The sequence below is a fragment of the Sphingopyxis sp. SE2 genome (genome assembly GCF_032227185.1).
In the GTDB taxonomy this organism is placed as follows: Bacteria; Pseudomonadota; Alphaproteobacteria; order Sphingomonadales; family Sphingomonadaceae; genus Sphingopyxis.
On sequence record NZ_JAPMXW010000001.1, the window covers coordinates 4,304,017 to 4,329,736 of the forward strand.

A 25,720-nucleotide genomic window follows, 5' to 3' on the forward strand; every position below is an offset into this window, starting at 1 on the left:
CCCCTGGGGCGGGCCATTTTCATATGCCGGGCGGCTCGGCTTGGTGATCAGCGCCGGACCTAGGTTTTTCGGGGAGGGGTTTTCCGGGGAGCTGAAACGGCGAAAGGGAGCCGGCATTCCGGCTCCCTCCCCGATCGCGGACGCGATGCGGTTTCTCAAATCCGTGTCTGGCGGGGAGCCAGGTGCACCCGGCTCCCCCAGCGCGCGGCAACATCTCTCCGTTCGGGAGGTCGCCGCGGCTTGTCCGGATATCAGCGCGATTCGACCTCGGCGGTCGTGCGCGCCTGAATCTCGGCGCTCGACAGCTTGGTGACGAGGCCGTGGGTGGCGCCCACTGCGCCATGATAGATCTCGGCGAGCGGTACATTGTAGAGCTTGCCACCGCGGACGACGACCGCCACGTCGCCCTCGACGCTTTGCACCGTGCCGACGCTGCTGCCGTCGGTGCCGTAAAGCTCGGCGCCGGCGCGCACCTGTTCGCGCGTCGCGAGGGTGAGGTTCGCGGCATCGACGCTTTTCTGGACGGCGCCGTCGACCTGATCAACGGTCTCGCCGACGGGATCGGCCGTGTCCTGAATCGCGGCGTTGCCATTGAGGCCGACCTTTCCGACGAGGTTGACGTTGGCCACGCCGTCGCTGCCCACAGCGGGAGCAGTCGAAGCGGCTTGCGCGAGCGCGGGGGTTGCGGCGAGAAGGGCGGGGGCGGTTGCCAGAAGGGCCAGCGCGCCAAGAGCGGGGGGCTTGCGCATCTCTCTCTCCATGATCTGGTCGGCATCGTCGCCGCCCCCGGGGGGGGGTGAGGGGCGGCGACGATGCCTTCGCACGAGAAACCGGCGCGAACTCCGTCCGTTGCATCGCGCGGCGCCCGGATGCGACGGACGGCCGCATCCGGGCGACGAATGGCGGCGACGAGTGGCTGGGGCTGGGGCTGGGGCCCCGACTCTAGTGCGCGCGCGGACGCGGCGGGGCGGCGATCAGCTTGTTGAGCGTCGCGATGCGGCGGCGCGCCTGGGTCCAGTCGCGCTCGGGATGCGCCTGAATCTGGTCGAGGAGGCTCCTCACCTCCTTGCGGCGGTCGCCTTCGGTTACGGCCTGCATGGGCTTTCTCCTTTCGAGTCGCAGTATAGCATCGTCTAAGCGAAGCAGTGGGCGCTTCGCCGTGCGGCCGGGGCGGTTAACCCCGGCGGAGGGCGGCGCGCGCGGGCTCAGGCCGCACCGCCCTCCGCCTCCCGCGCCTTCTGGTCGCGGTCTTCCTGTTCGCGGCGGATGCGCGTCGCTTCCTCGGTGCGCCGTTCCTCGGCGCGGCTGCGGCGGTTGTTGAGCATCGCCCAGGCGAGCACGACGGCGAGCAGGATCGGCCCGACGATCGTGATGAGGGTCCATTCCATAATGGGTCTCCTGTGTCCCCCTCGCTACCGGGTCAACGGGCGGCGAAGGCAAAGGCTGCGTTGCCGAAGGGCGAAGGGCGTGCGGGCCGAAAAATCGCAAAGGTCGCCCACGCCGCGCATGCGCCAAAGATCGCAAACATCGCGCGCAGTGCGATGTTTCATCGGGTCGAGGGCAGAGAATTCAGCATGTCAAAGAGCCAGCGCGCGAGGCTGGCACGCGGCGGCAATGTAGGAAAGGGGGCGCCGGTCCTATTTCGCACCGGCGGGCGTCGCGGGCGTCAGGGCGGGGCCGCCTCCGCGCCCCGCGGCGGATAGGGCGCGGCGGGGGCGTGGTCGTAGCTCAGGCTTTCGGACAGGCGGAAGCGGCCCTCGGCGGGGATCCATTGCCAGACATTCATATATTTGGCGCCGCCCACGAGCGTCCAGCGCGGCGCGCGCGGCGTCCATTCGAAAAAGACATGCGCGCCCTCCTCGAGCGCGCCCCAGTCGCCCATCGGGCGGACGATGCGCGATCCGGGGACGAGCTGGCGGCGGTTCTTGTAGCCTTCGTCCGCGCCGCCCGGCCGGCGCCGCGCGCATTGCCGTTCGAACCCCGCGACCATGTCGGCGCGGTCCTTCGCCGACAGCCCGCCGCGATCGTGGATCATGCGATAATCGGGGGTGAGCAGGTCGGTCAGCGCCGGCGGCGTGCAACCCTCGAACGCCGCCCAGAAGAGGCGCGCGTCGTTTTCGGCGATCGCGGCGGTCAGCGCGTCGCCCGTCGGCATCGGGGCGGGCGCGGAGGGAGACACGGGCGCCGCGAGCGCGGCGGCGAGGAAAAGCGCGAAGGACATGGCAGCAGGCTCCATAGTGTATTGCCATGATAATACGGTATCGAGCCGCAGACGCAAGCCCGTGACATCGCGGTGCGCGGAGGGGCGACGACGTCGGGGGCGGGGCCGGTGCGTGCGCCTGCGCGCCGGACTGGCGCGGCGCTGCGGCGCTTCCTATGTAGGCGCGCGATGACAGGCGGATTTTCCAGGCAGATCGTGATCGGCCGGCTGAAGGCGAAGCCGTTGCTGGCGGGGCAATTGCTGTGCGGCCTTGCCGCGGCGGCGCTGGTCGTGCGGCAGGCGAACGGCGCGTGGGGCGACGGCGCGGGCGAGGTGCTGCGCGCGATCCTGTTCAGCAATCTGCTGGCGAGCGCGGGAATCGTGGCGGCGTTGCTCGGCTTCGCGGCCTTTTTTCGCGCGTGGCGGCGGCGCGATGCCTTTATCTGGCACGACGGCGCGCGCCTCCATCGCGGGGCGTCGGATAGCTGGCCGCTGCCGTTGATCCGCGACGTGGTGATTTCGAAGGGCGAGTTCGGCGTTTCGTCGTTGCGGCTGGTCGTTGACGACGACAGCGAGGTGACGCGCGAGCTGGTGAAGCTCTACCTGCTTGCGGATTCGCCCGAGGCGGTGCGCGGCGGGGTGATGTTCGCGGTCGCGGGGCTGCGCGGGTTTCCGGCGGGGTCGGCGATGAATTGAGGGCTAGGCCACTCTCGTGATTTCCACGTTCGTCACCCCGGACTTGATCCCGCATCCGTGATAGAAGAGGTCAAAGTGGGAGGGGCGGACGGTGACTGACGAATTTTTCGTTTATGACAACTGGGTTCGGTCGAAGGCCATCGTCCACAGGGGCGGGTGTTCGTTCTGCAACAACGGCGACGGGTTGCACGGGAAGCGTAATACCAAAAGTAGTACGTGGCATGGCCCCTATTTCACCGCTGCTGATGCTCGGTCGAAGGCGAAATCCCTACAGCGAGATCGCAACGACGATTGCCAGAGTTGCGCCCCGTAGATTTTTACCGCTCGCACGCGCTGGATTCAGGAGCGAGGTGACGCCGGTGTAGAGCGTGCCGTGCCGCGCGCTGGCCATGATATAGGCGCAGGGCTGGAAGTCGGCGTGCATAGAGTGGAGGCTAGGGCGGCGATGGACCCCGGATCAAGTCCGGGGTGACGAGATTAGGTTGAACCGGATGCTTCTCTTCACATCGTCATGCCGGACTTGATCCGGCATCAGGAGGCAAGGAGCGGGAGTTGCAGAGCAATCCCAAATCCCACAGACTACTCTGACAGCCCGTACCAATCCCGTATTGCCAGTTTCAGTCTTACGACCTCATCTTCAGGCAGATAGACGCCCATCTGATCCGACAAAGCCAGTCCTTTTTAAGATGGCAGGTATGGGGCTCGCGGACCCGCCAGTCACACCCAGATAGGTTTCGATGTAATCTTTGTTAAAAATTTCCGGTCGTTCAGCGGCTACGAGGTTCGTGAGAACCGTTTTGAGCTTGCCGGGAGTCGCTGTGTAGGAGAAGTCGCCAGGAATCGTTCGCCTTGGCTTTGCGCCTTTGGTTTCGCTGCCGGTAGCTTCGGATGCTGAAGGCGATTGTTCAGCCATTGGTTTTCCCCCGCTTCACGATCTATTCTCAGTTTAATTATCCTAGCTCGCATCCATCTTAGCAATTTACTACTATTTTTCTAGGTCAAACCGAAAACCCGCCCGAGTTGCGCCGGTTCGAGCTTGCCGCCAGCACCTTCTTGCCCGTCGGTGTCAGCGCCCATTTGGCGCCCTGCTTCACGACGAGGCCCAGCGTGACGAGTTCGTCGCGGACCGGGTCGGTGGGGAGTTGGGGGCGGCGGTTCGAGAGGCCTTCGAGGGTCGCGCGCTGCGGCTGGCTGAGGATCAGGAGTTTCTCTTTTTTCTTTTCGGTCATTTTTGGCCTCGGGCTCTTCGTGTGTTGTGCCGGGGGGCTGGCATTGCTGGCCCTCCCCGCGGCGACTAGGGAGCATAGCTCCCAAGTCTTGCTGCCCCTCCCGCAGGCGGGAGGGGTTTGAAAGTGCGCTTATTCGGCGGCGATGCCGGCTTTGGCGAACATGTCTTCGCCGTCGTTTTCGGCGTCGCCCGCGGGGGCGGCTTCGTCGCCGGTCTTCGCCTTCTTGCGGTTGTCGAAGCTCGACCAGACGGTGTTCCAGTCGCCGCGCGTTGCGCCCTTGCTGTACTCGGTCGCGCGTGTTTCGAAGAAGTTGGCGTGCTCGACGCCGTTCAGCAGCGGGGCGAGCCAGGGGAGCGGGTGTTCGTCGATCATGTAGATCGGCTGGAAACCGAGCTGCCCCAAACGCCAGTCGGCGATGTAGCGGATGTAGCGCTTGATTTCCTTCGGCGTCATGCCGGGGACGGGGCCCTGTTCGAAGGCGAGGTCGATGAACGCATCCTCGAGCCGCACCGTCTTCTGGCACGTGTCGATGATGTCTTCCTTCACCGCCTTGGTCAGGCAGCCGCGTTCCTTCACGAAGGTATGGAACAGCTTGATGATGCCTTCGCAGTGGAGGCTTTCGTCGCGGATCGACCAGCTGACGATCTGGCCCATGCCCTTCATCTTGTTGAAGCGCGGGAAGTTCATCAGCATCGCGAAGCTGGCGAAGAGCTGCAAGCCTTCGGTAAAGCCGCCGAACATCGCGAGGGTGCGCGCGATATCCTCGTCGCTCTCGACCCCGAAGGTGCCCATATAGTCGTGCTTGGCGCGCATCTCGTCATATTCGAGGAACATGCCATATTCGCTCTCGGGCATGCCGATCGTGTCGAGCAAATGGCTGTACGCCGCGATATGCACGGTTTCCATGTTGCTGAACGCGGTCAGCATCATCTTGATCTCGGTCGGCTTGAACACGCGGCCGTATTTTTCGTGGTAGCAATCCTGCACCTCGATATCGGCCTGGGTGAAGAAGCGGAAAATCTGCGTGAGCAAATTGCGCTCATGGTCGCTGATCTTTTGCGCCCAGTCGCGGCAATCCTCGCCCAGCGGCACTTCCTCGGGCACCCAGTGGATCTGCTGCTGGCGCTTCCAGAAATCGAACGCCCAGGGATATTCGAAGGGCTTGTAGGTCTTGCGGGCTTCGAGAAGGGACATTGAACGGTCTCCGGACTGGTATCTTTACTCCTCTCCCACCGGGAGAGGAAGGGCCCCAAGGCGTCAGCCTTGGGAAGGTGAGGGTGTTCGGCGGTGGCCGGGTGCCGGCGGTTGATCGCCCTTACCCTTCCGCCGCTGCGCGGCTCCTTCCCTCTCCCGGAGGGAGAGGGAGATTTGGGTCATGACGCCGTTCGTGTTCGCGAGGACGTCGTTGTTCCAGAAGCGGAGGACGGTGAGGCCCTGCGCCTGCAGAAATTCGGTGCGGCGGGCGTCGTGGGACGCCGCCTCGGCGTGCTGGCCGCCGTCCACTTCGATCACCAGCTTTGCCGTAAAGCTGAAGAAATCGGCGAAATAGGGGCCGATCGGAACCTGCCGCCGCCATTTGAGGGCGGCAAAGGTGTCGCGCAGTGCCTGCCACATCCGCTTTTCGGCGTCCGTGGCGTCTCTGCGCAAGGTCCGGGCGCGCGCGACGGTGCCGGAGGGTGGATTGCGATAGCTTCGCATGGGGATCGTCACCCTCACCCTTCCGGCGCTGCGCGCCCCCCTCCCTCTCCCGGTGGGAGAGGGAATTACTGGCATGCCAGACACTCGTCGTAATCGGTGCTGCCCGCGAGTTCGAACTTCGCCGCCTCGGGGGTGTTGTCGGCCTCGACCCCGCCCGCGAAGCCGGCGCGCTGCACCGATTTCGAGCGGAGATAATAGAGCGATTTGATCCCGAGCTCCCACGCGCGATAGTGGAGCATGAGCAGATCCCATTTCTCGACGTCGGCGGGGATGAACAGGTTCAGCGATGCCGCCTGATCGATGTACGGCGTGCGGTCGGCGGCGAGTTCGAGCAGCCAGCGCTGGTCGATCTCGAAGCTGGTCTTGTAGCAGTCCTTCTCGTCCTGCGTCAGGAAGTCGAGGTGCTGGACGCTGCCGCCCTTTTCGAGGATCGAGTTCCACACCGCGTCGCTGTTCTTCGCCTTGTCGACGAGCAAAGCCTCGAGGTGCGGGTTGCGGATCGAGAAGCTGCCCGAGAGCGTCTTGTGCGTGTAGATGTTCGCCGGGATCGGCTCGATGCACGCGCTGGTGCCGCCGCAGATGATGCTGATCGACGCGGTCGGCGCGATCGCCATCTTGCAGCTGAACCGTTCCATCACGCCCTGATCGGCGGCGTCGGGGCAGGGGCCGCGCTCGTTGGCGAGCAGCATCGACGCGGCGTCGACCTGCGCGCGGATATGCTTGAAGACGCGAAGGTTCGACGATTTCGCCATCGCGCCCTCGAACGGCAGGCCGCGCGCCTGCAGGAAGCTGTGGAAGCCCATGACGCCGAGCCCGACGCTGCGTTCGCGGCTGGCGCTGTACTTGGCCCGCGCCATTTCGGGCGGGGCGCGGTCGATATAGTCCTGCAGCACATTGTCGAGCATGCGCATGACGTCTTCGATGAAGCGCTTGTCGCCGTTCCACTCGTCCCAGGTTTCGAGGTTGAGCGACGAGAGGCAGCAGACCGCGGTGCGATCGTTGCCGAGATGGTCGCGGCCGGTGGGCAGCGTGATTTCGGAGCAGAGGTTCGAGGTGGTGACCTTGAGCCCGAGGTCGCGATGATGCTTGGGCATCATGCGGTTCACCTGATCGATGAAGATGATGTAGGGCTCGCCGGTCGCGAGGCGCGTCTCGACGAGCTTCTGGAACAGGCCGCGCGCGTCGACGGTGCCGCGGACGCTCTGGTCCTTGGGCGAGCGGAGGTTGAATTCGGCGCCGTCGCGGACGGCCTCCATGAACTCGTCGGTGATGAGGACGCCGTGGTGGAGGTTCAATGCCTTGCGGTTGAAGTCGCCCGACGGTTTGCGGACCTCGAGGAACTCCTCGATCTCGGGGTGCGAGATGTCGAGGTAGCAGGCGGCCGAGCCGCGGCGGAGCGAACCCTGGCTGATCGCGAGGGTGAGGCTGTCCATCACGCGGACGAAGGGGATGATGCCGCTGGTCTTGCCGTTCAAACCGACGGGTTCGCCGATGCCGCGCACCGCGCCCCAATAGGTGCCGATGCCGCCGCCGCGGCTGGCGAGCCAGACATTCTCGTTCCACGTGCCGACGATGCCCTCGAGGCTGTCGTCGACCGAGTTGAGGTAGCAGCTGATCGGCAGGCCGCGGCCGGTGCCGCCGTTCGAGAGAACGGGGGTCGCGGGCATGAACCACAGCTTCGAGATATAGTCGTAGAGGCGCTGCGCGTGATCCTGATCGTCGGCATAGGCGTCGGCGACGCGCGCGAAGAGATCCTGGTACGATTCGCCGGGCAGGAGATAGCGGTCCTGCAGCGTTTCCTTGCCGAAATCGGTGAGCAGCGCGTCGCGGCTCGCGTCGGTCACGATGTCGAAGCGGCGCGCGTGCACCTTGGGCTCGCTGTCGCCGCCCAGCTTCGCCGCGGGCGCCGAATCATCCTTCGAATCGCTCTTCGATTCGGGGGCCGCCGGAGCGTCATTCTTCGCCAGTTCCATCGTCGCCACGTCGCTCGTCTCCACCCGTTCGCTTTCCCGAAAATCCATCGCATTCGCCCCCGATCTAAACGCGCACATGGGTGCGCTTTGTTCCTGTCTTGTTCGACTCAGGGCGAAGCCCCGATCCTAGCATCTAAACCCGTCCACGGGGCACTTTTTTTGGGCGCAGCAAGGGTTTTTCCGGGTCCATATGCGATGGACGACGGAAATCCGCCACTTGCAGCCGAATACTATTTATTGGGGTGCCCCCGTGGCTGACCCACCACCTATAGTGCCACGTCGGCGCGACGATGCAAGACGGTAAATGACAGAATGGAGACTCGACTCGTCGATAATTTGATTCGTCTCGTCGTCCCCGATGCACGAGCCGAAGGCATCGCGCCAGCGTTTCCGCGGCTTTCCGCGCGAAGGGGCGGATACGGGTGTCGGGCCGAAATTTTTTCGGTCGGGAAGAAGGGCTTGCCGCCCCCCGCCACGCTTATGTGAGGTGCGATGCGGCAGCGGCGGGAGACGGCTTCGTCCAGGCGCGCATCGAGCGACACCGGGCAAAAAGAAAGGGCCCCGGCGATGCCGAGGCCCGATCTCTAACTCTATGCTTTCGGGTCAGGCCTGACCGCCACCGCTTTCGGTGCCGCCGCCGCCCATGAATCGCCAAAACCAACCCATGACCAATCTCCTGTTCAGACTGCTCACGAGGAACAGTTAACGGAGCGTATACCTTAATTAGTAAGGTAAATCGAGTCTTAACTATGATCATTACCGCCAATCTGGCAGTTATGCGGTGCGGTTCTGGGGGGAAGCGGTAAGGGTCGCGGTCAGCTCGGAAAACAATTGCGGTTTTCCAAGATGATAGCCTTGCCCGACGTCGCAGCCGAGGCCGGCGAGCAACGCCATGGTTTCACCGTCTTCGATACCTTCGGCGACCGCGACGGCGCCGAGGCGGTGGGCCAAATCGATTGTCGATTTAACAACTTCGAGGTTCCGCTGCGAATCGCGCATTGTCATCACGAATCGCTTGTCGATCTTGATTTCGTCGGCCTCGATCTCGGTCAGATATTCGAGGTTCGACTGGCCGGTGCCATAATCGTCGATCGACAGGCGGATACCCGTCCGGCGCAGCTGCGCCAGCGTCTGGCGCGCCTGCCGGCTGTTTTCGATCTGCGCGGTTTCGGTGATCTCGATCGTCAGAACCTCGGGCGGCAGGTGGTGCGCGGTCAGCATGACGCGGATCGTGCCGACGAGATCGCTGTGATCGAGCAGGCTCGCCGACAGGTTGACCGACATATTGATGTGGAATCCGCGCTCGCGCAGCTGCGCCGCCGAGCGGATCGCCTGATCCATCACGAACAGGGTGAGGCGATAGATGTCCTGGCTCTTTTCGGCCTGGACGATGAACTCGTCGGGCGGGATGGGGCCACGCGTCGGGTGCGTCCAGCGCGCGAGCGCTTCGACCCCGACGAGCTTTTTCGACGCGATTTCATATTGCGGCTGGAAGGCGACCCAGATGTCGCCGCCGGTGAGCGCATCCTCGAGCTGCGAGTGAAAGCTCAATTGCCAGCCGGCGTCTTCCTTTTGGCGCGAAGTATATTTCGTCCACAGCGACCGGGTGCGGATCGCGCGTTCGGCGGCGACGAGCGCCGCGGCGAGCCGCTGGGCGTTCGACCCTTCGAATTCGTCGTTGACGCCGAAGGCGATCGCGACGTCGACGCGCAGCTCGCCGATCGTCAGCGGCGCGTTGAACAGCGCGGCGAGGCCCGCGAGCTGCCCCTCGATCTGGCTGTGCTGGTAATAAGGCACGAGCCAGGCGAAGGTGCCGTCGAGATCGTGGTGGAGCGTCGTGCCTTGCGAGGCGAGCTGGAGGCGGCGGGTGACCTGTTCGACGAGCTTGCCGATGCCGTCGCCGGGGATGAAGGCGGCGAGATCCTCGAAATTCACGACCTTGGCGGCGACGACGGTCGCGCTGCCGAACGGCGGCAGCGAACGCAGCGCTTCGAAGTTCGGCAAGCCCGAAACCGGGTTCTCGCGCTGTGCCGAATCGCGGCGGCGTGCTCGCGCCACATTGGAACCGATGGCTGCAAGGAAGAACAGCCCTGCCCCGATCGAGACCGTGACAAGCTGCGTCGCGAGCAGCAATTGCGAGGCGATGAGGAGGGCGGCGACCGCCGATCCGAAGACGCTGAACCACCGGTTGCCGCTCCGTAGCAGCAGGGGCAGCGTTAGAAATAGTGCAAAGCCCAATGGCGGCAACCAGCCGAGGCTCACTGGATTACCCCGGCGCAGCGTTTCCGCCGCGAGCACATGGACGTAGGCGCCGGGAACCTTGTCGTGTCCCGGCAAATAGTGACGGTCCGCATGCCGCGATGCCGTGGGTGCAAAAATAACGTCCTTGCCCGCCAGTTCGTTCGCGCCGACCTTGCCGTCGATCACGTCGATCGCGCCATATTGGCGGATGCTGCTTGTCCTGTACGAAAAATCGATGCGAAACTGCGAAGGCGCGCGCCCCGATTTGCCCGCCAGAACAGCCGCGAAACTCGGCAGCAGCTTTCCTTCGGCAAGGTACATCAACGGGATGTCCCAGACCTGCCAGAATTGATTTTCCCATGCGATGCTGGCGCGTTTGGCGCGATCGCCGAAAGAGGCGTCAGGAAAAATGGTAACGAGCTGATCGGTGCCGGGCACCGATCGCGTGGGAACGGCGAGCACAGCCCGGTCACCCATGTTGCGCACTGCCCCGCTTACTTCTTCCAGGCCTCCGTTGTTGTCGGGGCGCTCATAATCGAAATCGATGAAAAGGCGCTTCGCATCGGCGCGATCGACGGCGCGTATCAGGCGGGCATGATCGTGCCGCGTGAATTCGCCATTGCGGGATTCGGCCAAAGTTCGATCATCGATGCCGATCACCACGATGTCGCCCGATACATCGCGATAGGCGACGCGGCTTGTCGCCATCGCGATAAGACGATCGGGCAATTCGCCAAAACCGCTGACCCCTACGACGACGCTGAGCAGGAGCGACAGCGCAAGAGCTCGCCAGCTGATGATCAGACTTTTGACCGGAATGGGCACGCACGTCTCCAGCAATTGCCGGTCGCGTCTAGTGTCAGATGGTTATCATCGCGTTAATTATGAACAAAATCCTGCGCTGTCCGGCACGGCGGAAAGCGCAGGATTTCGGGGGATTCAGGCGATCGTAGCCAGCGGTTCGAGCGCGGCGTCGCCGGCGAGGGCGGAGGCCGCGAGCCCGGTGGCGGCGGGAACGATCTGCTGAAGGTAAAAGCGCGTCGAGGCGATCTTGGCTTCGAGGAAGGCGCGGTCGCCGCCGCCCTCTTCGAGCGCCGCGCGCGCCGCCTTGTGCTGGATCGCCATCAGCCAGCCGCAGGTCGCCGTCGCGAGCATGGTGAGATAGGGGTAGCTGCCCGCGAGCCGGTCGGCGGTGTTCGCGTTCACCATCCAGTCGGTGACCGCGCGGCACGCGTCGACGAGCTGTTGCAATTCGGGGGAATCGGCGGCGCCGTGCGCGATATCGTCGATCAGTCCGCGGACGAGGTCGCCGCCCGCCATGCCGAGCTTGCGCCCCACCAGATCGGCCGCCTGGATGCCGTTGGTGCCTTCGTAGATCGGCGCGATGCGCGCGTCGCGATAATGCTGCGCAGCGCCGGTTTCCTCGATGAAGCCCATGCCGCCATGGACCTGCACGCCGAGGCTCGCGACCTCGCAGCCGATGTCGGTCGCGTGCGCCTTGACCAGCGGGATGAGTATTTCGGCGCGCATCGCTGCGGCTTCGTCGCCCAATTTTCCGAAGTCGATCTGCGCCGCGGCATAATAGGTCAGCGCGCGCGCCGCCTCGGTCTGCGCGCGCATCCGCCACAGCATGCGGCGGACATCGGGGTGCCGGTCGATCGTCACCGGGGTGCGGTCGGGCGAGCCCGCGAGCGCCGACTGGACGCGCTCGGCGGCGAAGCGCTGCGCCTGCTGCGTCGCGCGCTCGCCGATCTGGATGCCCTGACAGCCGATCATCAGCCGCGCGTTGTTCATCATCACGAACATCGCGCGCATCCCGCCCATTTCGCCGCCGACGATCTCGCCGAGGCAATCCTCGTCCTCGCCATAGACCATCACCGCGGTCGGCGAGCCGTGGATGCCGAGCTTGTGCTCGATCGAGGCGCAGTGGACGCCGTTCGAGATGGTCGGATTGCCAGCGTCGTCGAGGCGATATTTGGGGACGAGGAAGAGCGAGATGCCGCGCGTCCCCTCGGGTGCGCCCGGCGTGCGCGCGAGAACGAGGTGGACGATATTGTCGGTGAGGTCATGCTCGCCGAAAGTGATGAAGATCTTCTGTCCCTTGATCCGGTAGAGGCCGGCGTTCGGGCCCTCGGTGACCTTCTCGGCGGTCGAGCGCAGCGCGCCGACGTCGCTGCCCGCGGCGGGCTCGGTCAGGTTCATCGTGCCGTTCCACTCGCCGGTGACCAGCTTGGGAAGCCAGGTCGCACGCTGCTCCTCGGTGCCATAGGCCATCAGCGCGTGGATCGCGCCGGGGGTGAGGATGCTGCAGAGCGAAAAGCCCATGTTCGCGCTGCCGAGCGCTTCGATCACCACGGTCGCGAGGGTGAAGGGCAAGTCCTGCCCGCCATATTCGCCGGGGCCGTCGATACTGCCCCAGCCCGCGTCGACGAACTGCTTATACGCGTCCTTGAAGCCCGGGGGCATGGTGACCTTGCCGTCCTGCCATTTGGGATTTTGCGTGTCGCCGACGCGGTTGAGCGGGGCGTAGACGTCGGCGGCGAACTCGCCGATACCGGTGACGATCGCCTCGACCATATCGGGGGTCGCGGCGGCGAAACGCTCATGCTGCGCCATCGCGTCGATGCGCGCGATATGGTTCAAGACGAAAAGCTGTTCGGTGGTGGGCGGCGTGTAGGTCATAGAGGGGACCGACTTTCCTGGTGAATATCGTTGCGCGGGCGCTATAGCGCGGCATGGCCGAGGGTCAAAGGAACGAGAGCATCGCGACCGCAAGCGCCCCCTTCGGTGCGGAGGCGATCGCGCGCGCCGCCGCGCTGATCGCGGCGGGGCGGCCGGTCGCGGTGCCGACCGAGACGGTCTATGGCCTCGCCGCCGATGCGCGCAATCCGCAAGCGGTCGCGCGCATCTATGCCGCGAAGGGGCGGCCCGATTTCAACCCGCTGATCGTGCATGTGCCGACGCTCGCCATGGCCGAGACGCTGGGCGAGTTCGGGACCGCCGAGCGCGCGCTCGCGACGCGTTTCTGGCCGGGGCCGCTCACGCTCGTCGTTCCGCGCACGCCGGGCTGCCCCGTTGCGAGCGTGGCGACGGCGGGGCTCGACACGATTGCGCTCCGGGTTCCCGGGCATCGCGCGATGCAGGCGTTGCTTGCCGCGTCGGGTGCGCCGCTCGCGGCGCCGAGCGCCAATGCGAGCGGGCGGGTGAGCCCGACCAGGGCGGAGCATGTGCTCGCGAGCCTTGCGGGGCGGATCGACCTCGTCATCGACGACGGGGCGACGAGTGCGGGAGTCGAATCGACGATCGCGCGGGTGAAGAACGGCGCGGTCGAAATACTGCGGCCGGGGCCGGTGACGGCGGAGATGCTGGGCGAGGCGAGCGGCCTTGCGGTGACCGGGATCGAAGGATCGGAGATCGTCGCGCCGGGGATGCTCGCGAGCCATTATGCGCCCGGCAAGCCGGTGCGGCTGGGCGCGCGCGATTTCGCGGCGGACGAGTTTGGCATCGGCTTTGGCGCGGTTCGAGGCGATTATGACCTCAGCATCGCGGGCGACCTGATCGAAGCGGCGGCGCGCCTTTTCGACGCGCTGCACGCGGGGGCGACGAGCGCGAAGGCGAAGATCGCGGTGGCGGCGATCCCGGTCGAGGGGCTCGGCGCGGCGATCAACGACCGGCTGGCAAGGGCGGCGGTTTAAGTCCCCCTCCCATTTATGGGAGGGGTTAGGGGAGGGCCTGTTTCGGTAGCTCCCAAGAACGACATGCCCTCCCACAACCCCTCCCGCACGCGGGAGGGGAGAAGGTCAGGCCGCCGCCGGCTCGATCGGATCGCCATGCGGCGCCTTGCGCGCGACGATCAGGCAGGCGGCGACGATCAGGCAGGCGCCCGCGAGCGTCGGCAGCGTCACCGCTTCGTCGAAGAAATACCAGCCGAAGACCATCGCCCAGAGAAAGCCGGTATATTCGGTCGTCGCGAGGATCTGCGTTTCGGCGCGGGCATAGGCCCAGCTCAAAAGCAGCAGCGAGGTGGTTGCGAGGATCGCGGCGCCGACGATGTTCGGAGCCTGTTCCGTGCCGGGGACGGCGAGGAACCACGGTGCGCCCAGCGCGAGGATCGCGGCGACGAAGAAATTCTGGAAGAAGGCGATCTCCATCGGCTCGGCCATCTTCGCCTGCCGCCGCGCGAGGATGAGGTTATAGGCGTAGAAGACCGCCGACAGGAACACCGCGCCGACTGCGAGCAGCGCCTCGTCGGAATAGGCGCTGCCGCCGAGCTTGCCCGCGACGATGACGATCACCCCCGCGAGCCCGAGCAGCGACGCGGCGATCGAACGCGGGCCGATCTTCTCGCCAAGGAAGATCGCGGCCATGTAGAGCGCCATCAGCGGCGCGACGAAAGCGAGCGCGATCGCCTCCGCCATCGGCAGCCGCGCGAGCGCCCAGAAGAAGCTGAGCGCCATGCCTGCGACGAAAAGCGAGCGCCACGCGTGGATCCGCATCGTCGGCCGGTCGGGCCATCTGGGGCGCGTCGCGAGATAGAGCAGGCCGCTGACCAGCGTCCCGGTGCCGGTGCGCCACAGCACCGCATTATAGGCGCCGATGTCGATCGACAGCCCCTTCATCAGCACGTCCATCGCCGAAAAGGTCGCGATTCCGGCGCAGGCGATCAGGAAGGGGATGACGGGCGAGGGCGAATCGGGGCGCATGGGAGGGGGCTGTATTCTACCTGATCCTCCCTGTCGCGAAGCGATGGGGAGGGGGACCGCTTGCGAAGCAGGCGGTGGAGGGGCTGCGACGTCGCGTCATTGCCCCTCCGTCAGCGCTGCGCGCTGCCACCTCCCCATGGCTTCGCCACAGGGAGGATGGGGTGGGTTAGCGAAACGTCGCCTGTCCCGCGCCGTCGATGTTGAGCTTCTGGCCCGAGCAATAGCTGTTCGCGTCGCTGACGAACCACACCACCGCCGCCGCCACATCGGCGGGGACGGCGACGCGGCCGAAGGGCATTTTGGCGTCGAGGTGGTGGATGTCGGCCTGCCCGGTGATTGCGCGCGAGAGTTTTTCGCCCATGTCGCTGACGGTGAGCGCGGGGGCAACGATGTTGACGCGGACGCCGTTGCCGAGCTCTTCCTTGGCGAGCGTCAGCGCGAGGGCTTCGCCCGCGGCCTTGGCCATCGTGTAGGGGGCGCCGTTCGGCGAGTTCACATAGGTGGCGATGCTCGAAATCACGATGATGTCGCTGCGCTTGTGCTGGCGGAGCTGCGGCAGTGCGAGACGAGACAGGCGGTGCGGACCGGCGGCGTGGACGGCGAAAAGCTTGTCGACTTCTTCGGGACTGGTGTCGGCGACGGAGAGCCCGCGGCTGGCGATGCCGGCGTTGTTGACGAGGATCGACATGGGGCCGAAGTCGGCCTCGACCGCGGCGACCATCGCGGCGCAGGCGGCTTCGTCGGTGACCGACGCCTGATAGGCCTTCGCCTTGCGCCCCAGCGCCTGAATCGCGGCGACGGTTTCGGCCGCGGCCTCTTCGCCGCGGGTGTAGTTGACCGCGACGTCGGCGCCCGCCTCCGCCAGACCCAGCGCGATGCCGCGGCCGATGCCGCGCGAGGCGCCGGTAACGAGCGCGACGCGCCCCGCAAGGTTCATCTCGGCCATGTCGCTCTCCCTATTTCATCAGTTCTTTGTAGATGTCGTCGTCGCTGCGGCTCGCGGCGTTGCGCCATTTGGGAGCGGCCTTGCGGTTGAGCACGCGGCCCTCGGCATCGAGGACCGCGGCGGTCGGCGTGCCCTTGATCCGGAAGCCGAAGCGTTCGGGAACGGCGGGATTGCGTCCCTGGCCCTTCACATGCGGCATGCCGATGTCGGCATAGACGATTTCGTAGCGGGCGCGGACGGGCGCGAAGCGGTCGGTCGTGAGCAGGTTCGCGAGCCACGCGCTGTCGTGGCAGGCGCCGGTGCCCATGACGAGCAGCACGGGCTTGCCCGACGCCTTTGCCCGCGCGAGTGCGGCGTCGATCGCGGGCATCGGGTCGGCGATGAAGGCGTCGGTCTTGTATGGCTCCTCGATGCCGGGGAGCGTGCGCTTTTCGGCCGCGATGGCGGGCGCGAGCGTCAGCAATGCGGCGGCGAGGGCAAAAGCGATCGAGCGGGTCATGCGGCGACGATAGGTTTTGCATGACGTTTCCGTCAACGTAAGATAGCCTCCTTCGCATGAGCTGGAAAAATGAGATCGAAGAACTCGGCCAACGCCGCGCGATGGCCGAGAAGATGGGCGGCGAGGAAAAGGTCGCGCGCCAGCACGGGCGCGGCAAGATGGATGCGCGGGCGCGGATCGCCGCGATTGTCGATCCGGGCAGCTTTCGCGAGATCGGCAAGATCGCCGGGCGCGCGACTTATGGCGCCGATGGCGAGCTGGAAGACCTTGCCGCGAGCAATTTTATCTTCGGGCGCGCGAATATCGACGGCCGGCCGGTCGTCGCCTCGGCCGACGATTTCACCGTGCGCGGCGGCGCGGCCGATGCGGCGCTGCACAGGAAGTTCGTGCAGTGTGAGGCGATGGCGCACGAATATCGCCTGCCGCTGATCCGCATGATCGACGGCACCGGCGGCGGCGGGTCGGTCAAGACGCTCGAGGATATGGGATACACCTATATTCCGCACGTGCCCGGCTGGGACGAGATTATCGCGAACCTCGACACGGTGCCGGTCGTGGCGCTGGCGCTGGGGCCGACCGCGGGGCTGGGCGCGGCGCGCGTCGTCGCGAGCCATTACAGCGTGATGGTGCGCGGGCTGTCGCAGCTGTTCGCGGCCGGGCCGGCGGTCGCGGCGGCGATCGGCGACACGCTCGACCGCGAGGAACTCGGCGGCAGCGACGTCCATACGCGCAACGGCGTTGTCGACGACGAGGTCGCGAGCGAGGCCGAAGCCTTTGCGGCGGCGCGGCGGTTCCTGTCCTATCTGCCGTCGTCGATCCACGACCGGGCCTTGCGCACCGAATGCAGCGATCCGGCGGATCGCCGCGACGAGGCCTTGCTTTCGATCGTGCCGCGCGAGGCGAAGCAGGTCTATTCGATGCGGCGCATCGCGAATTCGGTGTTCGATGCGGGCAGCGTCTTCGAGATGGGCGCGCGCTGGGGGCGCGCGGTTATCACGGCGTTCGCGCGGCTCGACGGCTATCCGGTCGCGGTGCTCGCGAGCGATCCGTCCTATCTCGGCGGGTCGTGGGACGCGAAGACGAGCGAGAAGGCCGAGCGCTTCGTGAAGATGGCCGACCAGTTCCGGCTGCCGATCGTCCACCTCGTCGACAATCCGGGCTTCATGATCGGCGGCGAGGCCGAGCGGACGGGGACGATCCGATATGGCGTGCAGGCGATGAACGCGATCTACCGCGCGACGGTGCCGCTCGCTTCGGTCGTGGTGCGCCGCGCTTACGGGATCGCGGGGAGCGCGATGTCGAACGCCGAGCGCTTCCAGTACCGCTTCGCCTGGCCGTCGGGCGACTGGGGCAGCCTGCCGATCGAGGGCGGGGTCGAGGTCGCGTACAAGAGCGAGCTCGAGGCGGCCAAAGACCCGGCGGCGCATCTGGAAGCGATCCGCGAGCGATTGAACCGTGTGCGTTCGCCGTTCCGGACGGCAGAGAAATTCGGGGTCGAGGATATCATCGACCCGCGCGACACGCGGCCCTTGCTGTGCGAGTTTGCCGAGCTGGCGTGGCGGGTGGTGGGCAAGAATTAATCAAAATCCGTTCGCCCTGAGCTTGTCGAAGGGCCGTTCTTGTCTTTGGCGGTGTCGAAGAAGAACGGTGCTTCGACAAGCTCAGCACGAACGGAGTTGAGAGCCCCCTATCCCGACACATTCTCGCGATAACGCCGGCTGCCGCGCAGCGTCTCGCCGCTTTCCATCTCGACGTCGAAGTCGCCGCTCTTTAGCGTGACGACGCGCCGTACCGCGTCGCGGCGAACGATACGGCCGCGATGGATGCGTGCAAAGCCCGCCCCGGCGAGTTCACCCTCGATCGCCGTCAGCGTCGCGCGGTGGAGCAGGCGCTGGCCGCGCCACGCGACCTCGACATAATTGCCCGCCGCCGCGACATGCTCGATCTCGTCGACCGGCAAATGATGCGTGACCGACCCGTCGCCGATCGCGAGCGTTCTGCGTTCGGGCGTCCTTGCCGGCGGCGCGGCATAGCGTGCGACAAGCCATTGGACGAGGAAGAGGATGAAGACGAGCTCGGCATAGGCCGAGAGATCCTTGCGCAATTCATAGAGGATCGGCGATCCGTCGGGCGAAGTGAATTCATAGTCCAGCCCCATCGTCCACCACAGCATCGTGCGAAAGGCGACCATCAGCGCGATATGGCCGAGCGAAACCGGGATCGCGAGCAGCGCGTGGATCGCGATCGTCGCGGGCAGCGAAACGCGCGGCGGGCGGATGCGCCGGACCGCGAACCAGCAAGGGATCATCATCGCCACCCAAGCGGCGAGGCTGCTTCCTTCGAGCATCCAGGCGATCGTCGGCGAGGTGGCGAGGCCGGCGCCCTGCCGGTCGGCGATATAGGAATAGACGTTGGCGGTAATGCGAACGAGCCCGAAGAGGAAAATCGCCGTCAGCAGCAGTGCGGTGAGCGCGCGCGCGCTGAAGCCGCTCGTCCCCGCTGTGCCGCCGCTCGTCCCCATGGCTTGCTTGTCCGTCACTCCGGCCCCGCTGTTCGTCCCGCCGGGATCGCCCGCCGTCCGCCCTTTCGATTAGCGGCTGCCGCAGGCCCCGCAAAGGAGATTTGGGCAGATGACGACGACACGGCATTACGGAATGGACTGGCTGCGCATCGGCGCCTTCGGCTTGCTGATCTTCTATCATATCGGCATGTATTTCGTGCCGTGGGGCTGGCATGTGAAAATCGCGGCGCCGATGGACTGGGTGCAGATCCCGATGATGGCGACGAACAGCTGGCGGTTGCCTTTGCTGTTCCTCGTGTCGGGCTATGCGAGCGCGGCGCTGTTTGCGAAGACGGAAGGGGCGGGCGCATTTATGCGGTCGCGGAGCGCGCGGCTGCTGATCCCGCTCGCTTTCGGCATCATCGTCGTCATCCCCGTGCAGCCCTGGATCGAGCTGGTGACGCAGCATGGCTATGCGCATGGCTTCGCGCATTTCTGGCTCTACGATTATTTCCGCTTCGGAACGCTCGGGGGCATCGTGCTGCCGACCTGGCAGCATCTGTGGTTCGTCGTTTACCTGTTCGTCTACACCGCGCTGGCTGCGCTGCTGCTCGTCGTGTTTCCTGTCGCGGCGCGCGCGCGGATCGCCGATGCGGCTGCGCGGTGGCTCGGCGGTTGGGGGATGCTGATGGTGCCGTTCGGAATGTGGCTCGCCATCCTGTTCGCCTTTCCCGGGCATCGCGATACGCACGCGCTGTTCGATGACGGGCCGGCGCATCTTCATTTCCTTGTCCCCTTCTTCATCGGCTGGTTGCTGCGTGTGCGACCGGCGCTGTTCGACGCGGTGGCGCGGTGCTGGCCGGTCGCGGCGGTGCTCGCGCTGGCCGCATATGTCTGGATCGTCTGGGCGATGTGGGCGGCGCCGGGCGAGGGGCCGCCGCCCGCGGGAATTGTCACCCCCTTCATGGTCGTGCGGCTGGTGCAGGGCTGGGCGTCGATCGTCGCGCTCGTCGGGGTCGCCGACCGGTACTGGAATCGCGACCATCCGCAGCGCGCGATGCTCGCCGAGGCGGTCTTTCCCTTTTACATCATCCACCAGACGATCATCGTCGTCGTGGGCTGGTGGCTGTTGCGCGCGGATATTGCGGCGCTGCCGTCATTCCTGATCCTCGTCGCGGCGACAGTGAGCGGATGCTGGCTTTTCTACCGGATCGGGCGCAGCATCGGCTGGCTGCGGCCGCTGATCGGATTGCAGCGCCAATAGGGGAGAGCGGGAATGGGTGCGTTGAAAGGCATAATGGCGATCGTCGGCGTCGCGATGATCCTCGTCGGCGGACTGTGGGCGTTGCAGGGGCTCGATATCGTGCGCTGGCCCGCGAGCAGCTTCATGCTGGGCGACACCGCGTGGACGCGCAACGGCGTGATCCTTGCGGTGGTCGGGGCGGTTCTGGTCTGGTTCGCGCGCAAGAAATAGACGACTACAAATGTAGTTGATCTGTATTGTCGATGTGATACACTTCGATCCGCCGGGGCCGGATTGGAGACAGGAATGATTCGTTCGTCGCTTGTTATGCCCGCATTGTTGCTTGCTGCCGGAATGGCTGCGACCCCCTTGCTCACGCCGTCTCCCGCGCTCGCGGCCGACGAGGCCGGCGCCGATGCGATCGCCGGGAAATATGCCGCGCTGCTCGAGCGTGACTATCTCTATCCCGAAACGGGAAAAAAATATGCAGATGCGATCCGCGCGGCGATCGCCGCAGGCCGCTACAAGGGGCTCTCCGGCGAGGCGCTCGGCGCCGCGATCGACAGCGATGTGAACGCGGTGTCGCCCGACGGGCATCTGCGGCTGCGCGTTCCCGAAGCGGCGGCGGGGGCGGCCGCGCCGGCGCCGGCGCCGGCGCCGGGCAGCGCCGCGCCGGGGCGCCGTCCGCCCAAGGTGCCGGTCGAACAGGCGGGATGGATCGCGCCGGGGATCGCCTTTGTGCGCTTCAACGTCTTTCCGATGGACGATGCGGTGACGGCACAGGCGGCGAAGTTCATGGCCGACCACGCCGATGCCAAGGCGATCATCTTCGACATCCGCACGCACAATGGCGGCGGGCTCGACCAGATGGACGTCATCTTCCCGTGGCTGTTCGGCAAGGAGACGCGGCTGGTGACGATGGCGACGCGCGCGTCGGTCGACGCCGAAGGCGGCTCGCCGATCGCGGGCATCGCCTCGATGCGCATGGCGAAGGGCGATGCGGGCATGGTCGCGCGCGAACATTGGGCGACGCCGAACGCCGACGCTCGGCTGCGCGATGCCAAAATCTATGTGCTGACCTCGGGCGCGAGCGCGTCGGCGGCCGAGCATTTCGCGCTCGCGATGAAGCACACGGGGCGCGGCACGCTGGTCGGCGCGCCGACCGCGGGCGCCAATCATTTCGGGCGCGGCGAGGATCTGGGCGGCGGCTATGGCGCCTTCATCCCGGTCGGGCGGACCTATGATCCGGTGACGGGGAAGGATTGGGAGGGCGAGGGCGTGTTGCCCGACATCGCGGTGGCGCCCGCCGACGCGCTGGCGCGCGCGCTGACCGAACTCGGTGTCGCGCCCGCCGAAGCGAAGACGCTGTCGGACGCGCATATGCCGAGCTGGCCGATGGAGCGACGGAAGCCGCGCGGGGCGCGTTAATTTCCCTCTTTCGTCATGCCGGACTTGATCCGGCATCCATGCTACGGCGCGAGTTTGGACCCCGGATCAAGTCGGGCAAGTCCCTTGCCTTGCCCGAGGGTGACGAAGGTTATGAACCTGCCAGCTTGATCAGCGCCTCGCCATCGACCCGCATCACCGTCCATTCGTCCATGAGCTTTGCGCCGAGGCTCTGGTAGAAGCCGATCGACGGCGCGTTCCAGTCGAGCACCCACCATTCGAGCCGCGCGCAGTCGCGCTCCACGCAGAGCTTGGCGAGGTGCGCGAGCAGCGCCTTGCCGAGCCCCGAGCCGCGCGCTTCGGGGCGTACGAACAGATCCTCGAGATAGATGCCGGGGCGCCCCTCGAAGGTCGAGAAATTGTGGAAGAAGAGCGCGAAGCCCTGCGGCGTGCCATCGATCTCGCCGATTACGACCTCGGCATAGGGACGCGCGCCGAACAGATTTTCGCCGAGCTTCGCCTCGTCGAAGCGGACTTCGTGCGACAGCTTTTCATATTCGGCGAGGTCGCGGATGAACCCGGCGATCAGCGGCAGATCGGCGGGGATGGCGGGGCGGATCGATAGGGTCACGCGATTATCCTGCAAAGAGAGACGTCGCGGCGCTTTTTAACGAGGACGGGCTCGCGGGCAATGCCGCTTGTCCGGTCGGGCCGCTCGCATCGAAGCGGCTATCGGAAAGAGCGTCCTTGTCGTCAGGCCAGCGACCTGTAATCAGGGTCGACGACAGGATGGGGCGAATGGCGGGAGAGGCTCGATGATGAGCGCACGATTGCTGGTGCTGGTGTTGCTGATGGGCGGCGCGGGCGTTTCCGCGACGGCGCATTCGGCACCGGATGCTTCGTCCGCGGAGGCAGTCCGCGATGGTCAGCACGATTTCGATTTCGAAATCGGAACCTGGGCAACCGACGTGCGTGTGCTGCGCAACCCGTTGTCGGGCAAACAACCGGTCTGGGCCGAATATCGTGGCACGAGCCTCGTTCGAAGCCTGATGGATGGCCGTGCGAACAGCGTCGAGCTGTCGGTCGCGGGACCTGCGGGGAAGATCGAGGGTATCTCGCTACGGCTTTATGACCCCGGCGCTCGCCGCTGGAGCCTCAACTTTGCCAGCCTGCGCGACGGTGCGCTGACCCCGCCGGTGATCGGCGGTTTCGGCGCCGATGGACGCGGCGTCTTTTACGGCGACGACAAGCTCGGCGAGCGGCCCATCCGCGTGCGGTTCGTCATTACGCCGGTCTCGGCCGACGAGGCGCGTTTCGAGCAGGCCTTTTCGGCCGATGGCGGCGCGACATGGGAAGTGAACTGGATCGCGGTCGACCGGCGGACGGCCTGAGCCGCCATCTGCATATCGCGCAATCCGGTTCGGACGGGGCGGGCGCTGGCGTACCGCCTGCGGGCGCTACGCCGCCTTGCCGTGGAGCGTATCCATGCTCACCGCGCTGCCCGCCTCGATCTCGGCCGCCTTCGCTTCGACCAGCTTCACGATGTGCGCGATCATGTCGGCGTCCTCTACATGGTGGTCGGTGACCCCCGACAGGAAGACCATATGCTTGCCGTTGCCGCCGCCGGTGATGCCGATGTCGGTCTCGCGCGCTTCGCCGGGGCCGTTGACGACGCAGCCCAATACCGAGAGCGACATCGGGGTCTTGATGTGCTGGAGCGCCTCTTCGAGCGCCTGGACGGTGCGGATCACGTCGAAGCCCTGCCGCGCGCAGCTGGGGCAGGAGACGACGCGGACGCCGCGGGTGCGAAGGCCCAGCGACTTCAGGATTTCATAGCCGACGCGCACCTCTTCTTCGGGTTCGGCCGAGAGGCTGACGCGGATCGTGTCGCCGATCCCGGCCCACAGGAGGTTGCCGATGCCGAGCGCCGATTTGACCGTGCCGCCGATCAGCCCGCCGGCTTCGGTGATGCCGAGGTGCAAGGGACAATCGACCGCGTCGGCGAGCTGCGCATAGGCGGCGACCGCGAGGAAGACGTCGCTCGCCTTTACCGCGACCTTATATTCGTGGAAGTCGTGGTCCTGTAAGAGCTTGATATGGTCGAGCGCGCTTTCGACGAGCGCCTCGGGACAGGGCTCGCCATATTTTTCGAGCAGATCCTTTTCGAGGCTGCCGGCGTTGACGCCGATGCGGATCGCGCAGCCGTTCGCCTTGGCGGCGCGGACGACCTCGCCGACGCGCTCGGATGAGCCGATGTTGCCGGGGTTGATGCGCAGGCACGCGGCGCCGGCGTCGGCGGCTTCCAAAGCGCGCTTATAGTGGAAATGGATGTCGGCGATGATCGGGATGCGCGACGCGCGGACGATCTTCCCCAGCGCCGCGGTCGAATCGGTGTCGGGGCACGAGACGCGGATGAGGTCCGCGCCCGCCTCTTCGCAGCGGCGGATCTGGTCGATCGTCGCCACCGGATCGCTGGTCAGCGTGTTGGTCATCGTCTGGACGCTGATCGGCGCACCGCCGCCGACGGGGACGTTGCCGACCATGATCTGGCGGCATTCGCGCCGTGCAATATCGCGCCAGGGGCGCAGGCCGGGATTGTGATCGCTCATCGCTAATGGCTCGACAGATGGGGAGATATGGTCGCTCTTTAGCCGGGCGGGGGCGGCTTGGCAAAGCCAAGCGACGGCGCGCGGCTTGTAGCGCGACATTCGCGGCCTTATGCTGACCCGATAAGGGCCACCGTTTCCGATCGCGCCGCGCGGCGCGACCGGCGTTTCGGGCCAGAGATGAAAGACTATTGATGCGTTTTTTCAACACGGCCGGCGCCGGCCTGTTGCTCGCGGCCGCGGCCATGTCGGTCCCCGCTTTTGCCCAGGATGATCCGATTACCGGCGGCGGAGCCCCGCTTTCGCTGTCGGGCGAGGTCGCCGTCGTCAGCGACTATCGTTTTCGCGGCATTTCGCTGTCGGACGAGGAAATCGCGCTCCAGCCGACGCTGACGCTTGCCCACGAAAGCGGCTTTTACGTCGGCGTCTGGGGCTCGACGATGCCCGACAATCCGCTGTCGGGTAAATTCGAATTCGACCTCTATGGCGGCTATGCGACCGAGGTCGCGCCGGGCACCTCGGTCGACGCCGGGGTGATCTGGTACAGCTATCCGGGCAACCGGAGTTGGGCGGGACCGGCCGATTATGTCGAGTTCAGCGGCAAGCTGTCGCACGACATCGGCCCGCTTTCGGCGACCGGAACCGTCGCCTATGCGCCCGCGCAGCGCTCGAAGGGCGACAGCTGGTACTATAACCTCGGCGTCTCCTCAGGCATCCCCAATACTCCGGTCACGGTCCATGCCGGGGTCGGCTATTCCGACGGCTCGCTCGCGCTGACCGCCCCCCCGGGCGACTATGTCGACTGGTCGCTCGGTGCATCCTGTGTCGTCGGCCCGGCGACGCTCTCGGCGCGCTATGTCGACACCGACATCAAGAAAACCGGCGTGAAGGCGGTCGACACGCTTTACGACCCGACGCTGGTACTGACGCTCGGCTTTTCCTTCTGACCGCGCGTCGACAGGCGATTTTGTATAATATAATTTCGCCCAACCCATTTATTCATAGTCAACTGTTGCACAAAAGTCGCATCGTCCCGTTTTAACACGGCGCGCGCAACTTTTTCGTTTGTGCGTCGCACCAAAGTGGTGAAGATCGGCGCACGCACGACGGGACCAGACCCGAAAAGAGGCTGGCAGCCGTGCGGCAGGCAGGGACGATCCATCAACGAACAGGGATCTGTCCATGAAAACTCTTGTCCGCGCGTGCCTTGGCGCGCTTGTCGCCGCGACGGCGATGTCCACCCCGGCCTTTGCTCAGGAAGAAGAAGCCGCCGGCCCGTTCACGCTGTCGGGCGGCATTGCGGTCACGAGCGACTATCGCTTCCGCGGCATTTCGCTGTCGAACGAAAAGGTTGCGGTGCAGCCGACGCTGACCGTCAGCCACGAAAGCGGCTTCTATGCCGGCGTCTGGGGTTCGTCGCTTCCCGACAGCCCCGCCTATGGCAAGTTCGAACTCGACGTCTATGGCGGCTTCAACACCGAAATCGCACCGGGTACGACGGCCGACATCGGCGTGACCTGGTACACCTATCCGGGCAGCGACGACGGCGGCGCGCCGACCGACTATTTCGAAGGCATCGGCAAGCTGTCGCACGATATCGGTCCCGTGTCGGTCACGGGGATGGTGGCCTATGCGCCCAAGCAGGATTCGCTTGGCGATCAGGACAATATCTATCTGAACCTCGGCGCCGGATACGGAATTCCGAACACGCCCGTCACGCTGACCGCGGGGATCGGCTATAATGACGGGTCGCTCGGCCTCGTGTCGCCCGACGGCCAATATGTCGACTGGTCGCTCGGG

At 65.7% G+C, this 25,720-nt stretch carries 26 protein-coding genes; 9 read left to right on the top strand and 17 right to left on the bottom strand.

Annotated features, from left to right (window positions below; all coding sequences use genetic code 11):
* Positions 1 to 251: 251 nt before the first annotated feature.
* From OVY29_RS20430 to OVY29_RS20445, 4 genes are all read right to left on the bottom strand, one after another.
* Positions 252 to 749, bottom strand: coding sequence for a hypothetical protein (locus tag OVY29_RS20430; protein ID WP_152567594.1), 498 nt, complete (start codon positions 747 to 749; stop codon positions 252 to 254).
* 193 nt (positions 750 to 942) lie between these two features.
* Positions 943 to 1,098 carry a hypothetical protein gene (locus OVY29_RS20435; protein ID WP_200880164.1) on the bottom strand — a complete coding sequence of 52 codons (156 nt, stop codon included), beginning with the start codon at positions 1,096 to 1,098 and terminating at the stop codon, positions 943 to 945.
* Positions 1,099 to 1,205: 107 nt separating this feature from the next.
* The gene (locus tag OVY29_RS20440) at positions 1,206 to 1,388 is read right to left on the bottom strand and encodes a hypothetical protein (protein ID WP_037554873.1); all 183 of its coding nucleotides are present in this window, start codon (positions 1,386 to 1,388) and stop codon (positions 1,206 to 1,208) included.
* A gap of 278 nt (positions 1,389 to 1,666) precedes the next feature.
* The gene (locus tag OVY29_RS20445; protein ID WP_037554871.1) at positions 1,667 to 2,221 is read right to left on the bottom strand and encodes a DUF4440 domain-containing protein; all 555 of its coding nucleotides are present in this window, start codon (positions 2,219 to 2,221) and stop codon (positions 1,667 to 1,669) included.
* Between the two features lie 168 nt (positions 2,222 to 2,389).
* Between OVY29_RS20445 and OVY29_RS20450 the strand changes: the two genes are divergently transcribed.
* A complete protein-coding gene (locus OVY29_RS20450) occupies positions 2,390 to 2,896 on the top strand; it encodes a hypothetical protein (RefSeq protein WP_313912020.1) in 507 nt (168 codons plus the stop codon).
* A gap of 637 nt (positions 2,897 to 3,533) precedes the next feature.
* Here OVY29_RS20450 and OVY29_RS20455 read toward each other — a convergent pair.
* The 7 genes from OVY29_RS20455 to OVY29_RS20485 form a co-directional block, all read right to left on the bottom strand.
* Positions 3,534 to 3,809, bottom strand: a complete 276-nt coding sequence (locus OVY29_RS20455) for a DUF5343 domain-containing protein (protein ID WP_313912021.1) — start codon at positions 3,807 to 3,809, stop codon at positions 3,534 to 3,536.
* An 85-nt stretch (positions 3,810 to 3,894) separates the two neighbouring features.
* Complete coding sequence (locus OVY29_RS20460) at positions 3,895 to 4,125, bottom strand: hypothetical protein (protein ID WP_037554869.1); 231 nt, start codon at positions 4,123 to 4,125, stop codon at positions 3,895 to 3,897.
* Positions 4,126 to 4,254: 129 nt separating this feature from the next.
* The gene (locus tag OVY29_RS20465) at positions 4,255 to 5,319 is read right to left on the bottom strand and encodes a ribonucleotide-diphosphate reductase subunit beta (RefSeq protein WP_037554868.1); all 1,065 of its coding nucleotides are present in this window, start codon (positions 5,317 to 5,319) and stop codon (positions 4,255 to 4,257) included.
* A 63-nt stretch (positions 5,320 to 5,382) separates the two neighbouring features.
* Complete coding sequence (locus tag OVY29_RS20470; protein WP_052182167.1) at positions 5,383 to 5,823, bottom strand: endonuclease domain-containing protein; 441 nt, start codon at positions 5,821 to 5,823, stop codon at positions 5,383 to 5,385.
* A gap of 65 nt (positions 5,824 to 5,888) precedes the next feature.
* A complete protein-coding gene (locus OVY29_RS20475; protein ID WP_037554867.1) occupies positions 5,889 to 7,844 on the bottom strand; it encodes a ribonucleoside-diphosphate reductase subunit alpha in 1,956 nt (651 codons plus the stop codon).
* A 726-nt stretch (positions 7,845 to 8,570) separates the two neighbouring features.
* Positions 8,571 to 10,862, bottom strand: coding sequence for an EAL domain-containing protein (locus OVY29_RS20480; RefSeq protein ID WP_037554866.1), 2,292 nt, complete (start codon positions 10,860 to 10,862; stop codon positions 8,571 to 8,573).
* A gap of 114 nt (positions 10,863 to 10,976) precedes the next feature.
* Positions 10,977 to 12,719 (bottom strand): acyl-CoA dehydrogenase, encoded by a 1,743-nt coding sequence (locus OVY29_RS20485; RefSeq protein ID WP_313912022.1) that lies wholly within the window; start codon positions 12,717 to 12,719, stop codon positions 10,977 to 10,979.
* A 53-nt stretch (positions 12,720 to 12,772) separates the two neighbouring features.
* Here OVY29_RS20485 and OVY29_RS20490 point away from each other — a divergent pair, with 53 nt between their 5' ends.
* Complete coding sequence (locus OVY29_RS20490; RefSeq protein WP_313912023.1) at positions 12,773 to 13,732, top strand: L-threonylcarbamoyladenylate synthase; 960 nt, start codon at positions 12,773 to 12,775, stop codon at positions 13,730 to 13,732.
* Between the two features lie 105 nt (positions 13,733 to 13,837).
* Here the strand turns inward: OVY29_RS20490 and OVY29_RS20495 are convergent, their stop codons facing one another.
* The 3 genes from OVY29_RS20495 to OVY29_RS20505 all read right to left on the bottom strand — a co-directional run bounded on the left by OVY29_RS20495 (position 13,838) and on the right by OVY29_RS20505 (position 16,221).
* Positions 13,838 to 14,740, bottom strand: coding sequence for a DMT family transporter (locus tag OVY29_RS20495; RefSeq protein ID WP_037554863.1), 903 nt, complete (start codon positions 14,738 to 14,740; stop codon positions 13,838 to 13,840).
* A gap of 166 nt (positions 14,741 to 14,906) precedes the next feature.
* Entirely contained in the window at positions 14,907 to 15,686 is a 780-nt protein-coding gene (locus OVY29_RS20500; protein WP_037554862.1) for an SDR family NAD(P)-dependent oxidoreductase, read from the bottom strand.
* 10 nt (positions 15,687 to 15,696) lie between these two features.
* Positions 15,697 to 16,221, bottom strand: coding sequence for a thioredoxin family protein (locus OVY29_RS20505; protein ID WP_313912024.1), 525 nt, complete (start codon positions 16,219 to 16,221; stop codon positions 15,697 to 15,699).
* Between the two features lie 20 nt (positions 16,222 to 16,241).
* On the opposite strand from OVY29_RS20505, the gene OVY29_RS20510 reads away from it, so the two are divergent.
* Positions 16,242 to 17,765, top strand: coding sequence for an acyl-CoA carboxylase subunit beta (locus OVY29_RS20510; protein WP_037554860.1), 1,524 nt, complete (start codon positions 16,242 to 16,244; stop codon positions 17,763 to 17,765).
* A 107-nt stretch (positions 17,766 to 17,872) separates the two neighbouring features.
* Here OVY29_RS20510 and OVY29_RS20515 read toward each other — a convergent pair whose 3' ends face one another.
* Positions 17,873 to 18,724, bottom strand: a complete 852-nt coding sequence (locus tag OVY29_RS20515) for a LytTR family transcriptional regulator DNA-binding domain-containing protein (RefSeq protein WP_152567593.1) — start codon at positions 18,722 to 18,724, stop codon at positions 17,873 to 17,875.
* Between the two features lie 91 nt (positions 18,725 to 18,815).
* Here OVY29_RS20515 and OVY29_RS20520 point away from each other — a divergent pair, with 91 nt between their 5' ends.
* The 3 genes from OVY29_RS20520 (at position 18,816) to OVY29_RS20530 (ending at position 21,356) form a co-directional block, all read left to right on the top strand.
* Positions 18,816 to 19,949, top strand: a complete 1,134-nt coding sequence (locus OVY29_RS20520) for an acyltransferase family protein (RefSeq protein ID WP_037554859.1) — start codon at positions 18,816 to 18,818, stop codon at positions 19,947 to 19,949.
* Between the two features lie 12 nt (positions 19,950 to 19,961).
* A complete protein-coding gene (locus OVY29_RS20525) occupies positions 19,962 to 20,159 on the top strand; it encodes a hypothetical protein (protein WP_037554858.1) in 198 nt (65 codons plus the stop codon).
* A gap of 75 nt (positions 20,160 to 20,234) precedes the next feature.
* Complete coding sequence (locus OVY29_RS20530; protein WP_313912025.1) at positions 20,235 to 21,356, top strand: S41 family peptidase; 1,122 nt, start codon at positions 20,235 to 20,237, stop codon at positions 21,354 to 21,356.
* 109 nt (positions 21,357 to 21,465) lie between these two features.
* On the opposite strand, the gene OVY29_RS20535 is transcribed toward OVY29_RS20530, so the two are convergent.
* A complete protein-coding gene (locus OVY29_RS20535; RefSeq protein WP_037554856.1) occupies positions 21,466 to 21,945 on the bottom strand; it encodes a GNAT family N-acetyltransferase in 480 nt (159 codons plus the stop codon).
* A 184-nt stretch (positions 21,946 to 22,129) separates the two neighbouring features.
* Here OVY29_RS20535 and OVY29_RS20540 point away from each other — a divergent pair, with 184 nt between their 5' ends.
* The gene (locus OVY29_RS20540; protein WP_052182165.1) at positions 22,130 to 22,705 is read left to right on the top strand and encodes a hypothetical protein; all 576 of its coding nucleotides are present in this window, start codon (positions 22,130 to 22,132) and stop codon (positions 22,703 to 22,705) included.
* Positions 22,706 to 22,771: 66 nt separating this feature from the next.
* Here the strand turns inward: OVY29_RS20540 and ispG are convergent, their stop codons facing one another.
* Positions 22,772 to 23,923 carry a flavodoxin-dependent (E)-4-hydroxy-3-methylbut-2-enyl-diphosphate synthase gene (ispG, locus tag OVY29_RS20545; RefSeq protein WP_313912026.1) on the bottom strand — a complete coding sequence of 384 codons (1,152 nt, stop codon included), beginning with the start codon at positions 23,921 to 23,923 and terminating at the stop codon, positions 22,772 to 22,774.
* Positions 23,924 to 24,114: 191 nt separating this feature from the next.
* On the opposite strand from ispG, the gene OVY29_RS20550 reads away from it, so the two are divergent.
* Entirely contained in the window at positions 24,115 to 24,867 is a 753-nt protein-coding gene (locus OVY29_RS20550; protein WP_313912027.1) for a TorF family putative porin, read from the top strand.
* A 235-nt stretch (positions 24,868 to 25,102) separates the two neighbouring features.
* Positions 25,103 to 25,720: TorF family putative porin (locus OVY29_RS20555; RefSeq protein ID WP_313912028.1), on the top strand; the 618-nt coding region annotated here is incomplete at its 3' end.

What these genes read in the sequence shown, in the direction of transcription:
- OVY29_RS20430 (WP_152567594.1), bottom strand. Translation starts at nt 749, where the DNA reads ATGCGCAAGCCCCCCGCTCTTGGCGCGCTGGCCCTTCTGGCAACCGCC.
- OVY29_RS20435 (WP_200880164.1), bottom strand. Translation starts at nt 1,098, where the DNA reads ATGCAGGCCGTAACCGAAGGCGACCGCCGCAAGGAGGTGAGGAGCCTC.
- OVY29_RS20440 (WP_037554873.1), bottom strand. Translation starts at nt 1,388, where the DNA reads ATGGAATGGACCCTCATCACGATCGTCGGGCCGATCCTGCTCGCCGTC.
- OVY29_RS20445 (WP_037554871.1), bottom strand. Translation starts at nt 2,221, where the DNA reads ATGTCCTTCGCGCTTTTCCTCGCCGCCGCGCTCGCGGCGCCCGTGTCT.
- OVY29_RS20450 (WP_313912020.1), top strand. Translation starts at nt 2,390, where the DNA reads ATGACAGGCGGATTTTCCAGGCAGATCGTGATCGGCCGGCTGAAGGCG.
- OVY29_RS20455 (WP_313912021.1), bottom strand. Translation starts at nt 3,809, where the DNA reads ATGGCTGAACAATCGCCTTCAGCATCCGAAGCTACCGGCAGCGAAACC.
- OVY29_RS20460 (WP_037554869.1), bottom strand. Translation starts at nt 4,125, where the DNA reads ATGACCGAAAAGAAAAAAGAGAAACTCCTGATCCTCAGCCAGCCGCAG.
- OVY29_RS20465 (WP_037554868.1), bottom strand. Translation starts at nt 5,319, where the DNA reads ATGTCCCTTCTCGAAGCCCGCAAGACCTACAAGCCCTTCGAATATCCC.
- OVY29_RS20470 (WP_052182167.1), bottom strand. Translation starts at nt 5,823, where the DNA reads ATGCGAAGCTATCGCAATCCACCCTCCGGCACCGTCGCGCGCGCCCGG.
- OVY29_RS20475 (WP_037554867.1), bottom strand. Translation starts at nt 7,844, where the DNA reads ATGGATTTTCGGGAAAGCGAACGGGTGGAGACGAGCGACGTGGCGACG.
- OVY29_RS20485 (WP_313912022.1), bottom strand. Translation starts at nt 12,719, where the DNA reads ATGACCTACACGCCGCCCACCACCGAACAGCTTTTCGTCTTGAACCAT.
- OVY29_RS20490 (WP_313912023.1), top strand. Translation starts at nt 12,773, where the DNA reads ATGGCCGAGGGTCAAAGGAACGAGAGCATCGCGACCGCAAGCGCCCCC.
- OVY29_RS20495 (WP_037554863.1), bottom strand. Translation starts at nt 14,740, where the DNA reads ATGCGCCCCGATTCGCCCTCGCCCGTCATCCCCTTCCTGATCGCCTGC.
- OVY29_RS20500 (WP_037554862.1), bottom strand. Translation starts at nt 15,686, where the DNA reads ATGGCCGAGATGAACCTTGCGGGGCGCGTCGCGCTCGTTACCGGCGCC.
- OVY29_RS20510 (WP_037554860.1), top strand. Translation starts at nt 16,242, where the DNA reads ATGAGCTGGAAAAATGAGATCGAAGAACTCGGCCAACGCCGCGCGATG.
- OVY29_RS20520 (WP_037554859.1), top strand. Translation starts at nt 18,816, where the DNA reads ATGACGACGACACGGCATTACGGAATGGACTGGCTGCGCATCGGCGCC.
- OVY29_RS20525 (WP_037554858.1), top strand. Translation starts at nt 19,962, where the DNA reads ATGGGTGCGTTGAAAGGCATAATGGCGATCGTCGGCGTCGCGATGATC.
- OVY29_RS20530 (WP_313912025.1), top strand. Translation starts at nt 20,235, where the DNA reads ATGATTCGTTCGTCGCTTGTTATGCCCGCATTGTTGCTTGCTGCCGGA.
- OVY29_RS20540 (WP_052182165.1), top strand. Translation starts at nt 22,130, where the DNA reads ATGATGAGCGCACGATTGCTGGTGCTGGTGTTGCTGATGGGCGGCGCG.
- ispG (WP_313912026.1), bottom strand. Translation starts at nt 23,923, where the DNA reads ATGAGCGATCACAATCCCGGCCTGCGCCCCTGGCGCGATATTGCACGG.
- OVY29_RS20550 (WP_313912027.1), top strand. Translation starts at nt 24,115, where the DNA reads ATGCGTTTTTTCAACACGGCCGGCGCCGGCCTGTTGCTCGCGGCCGCG.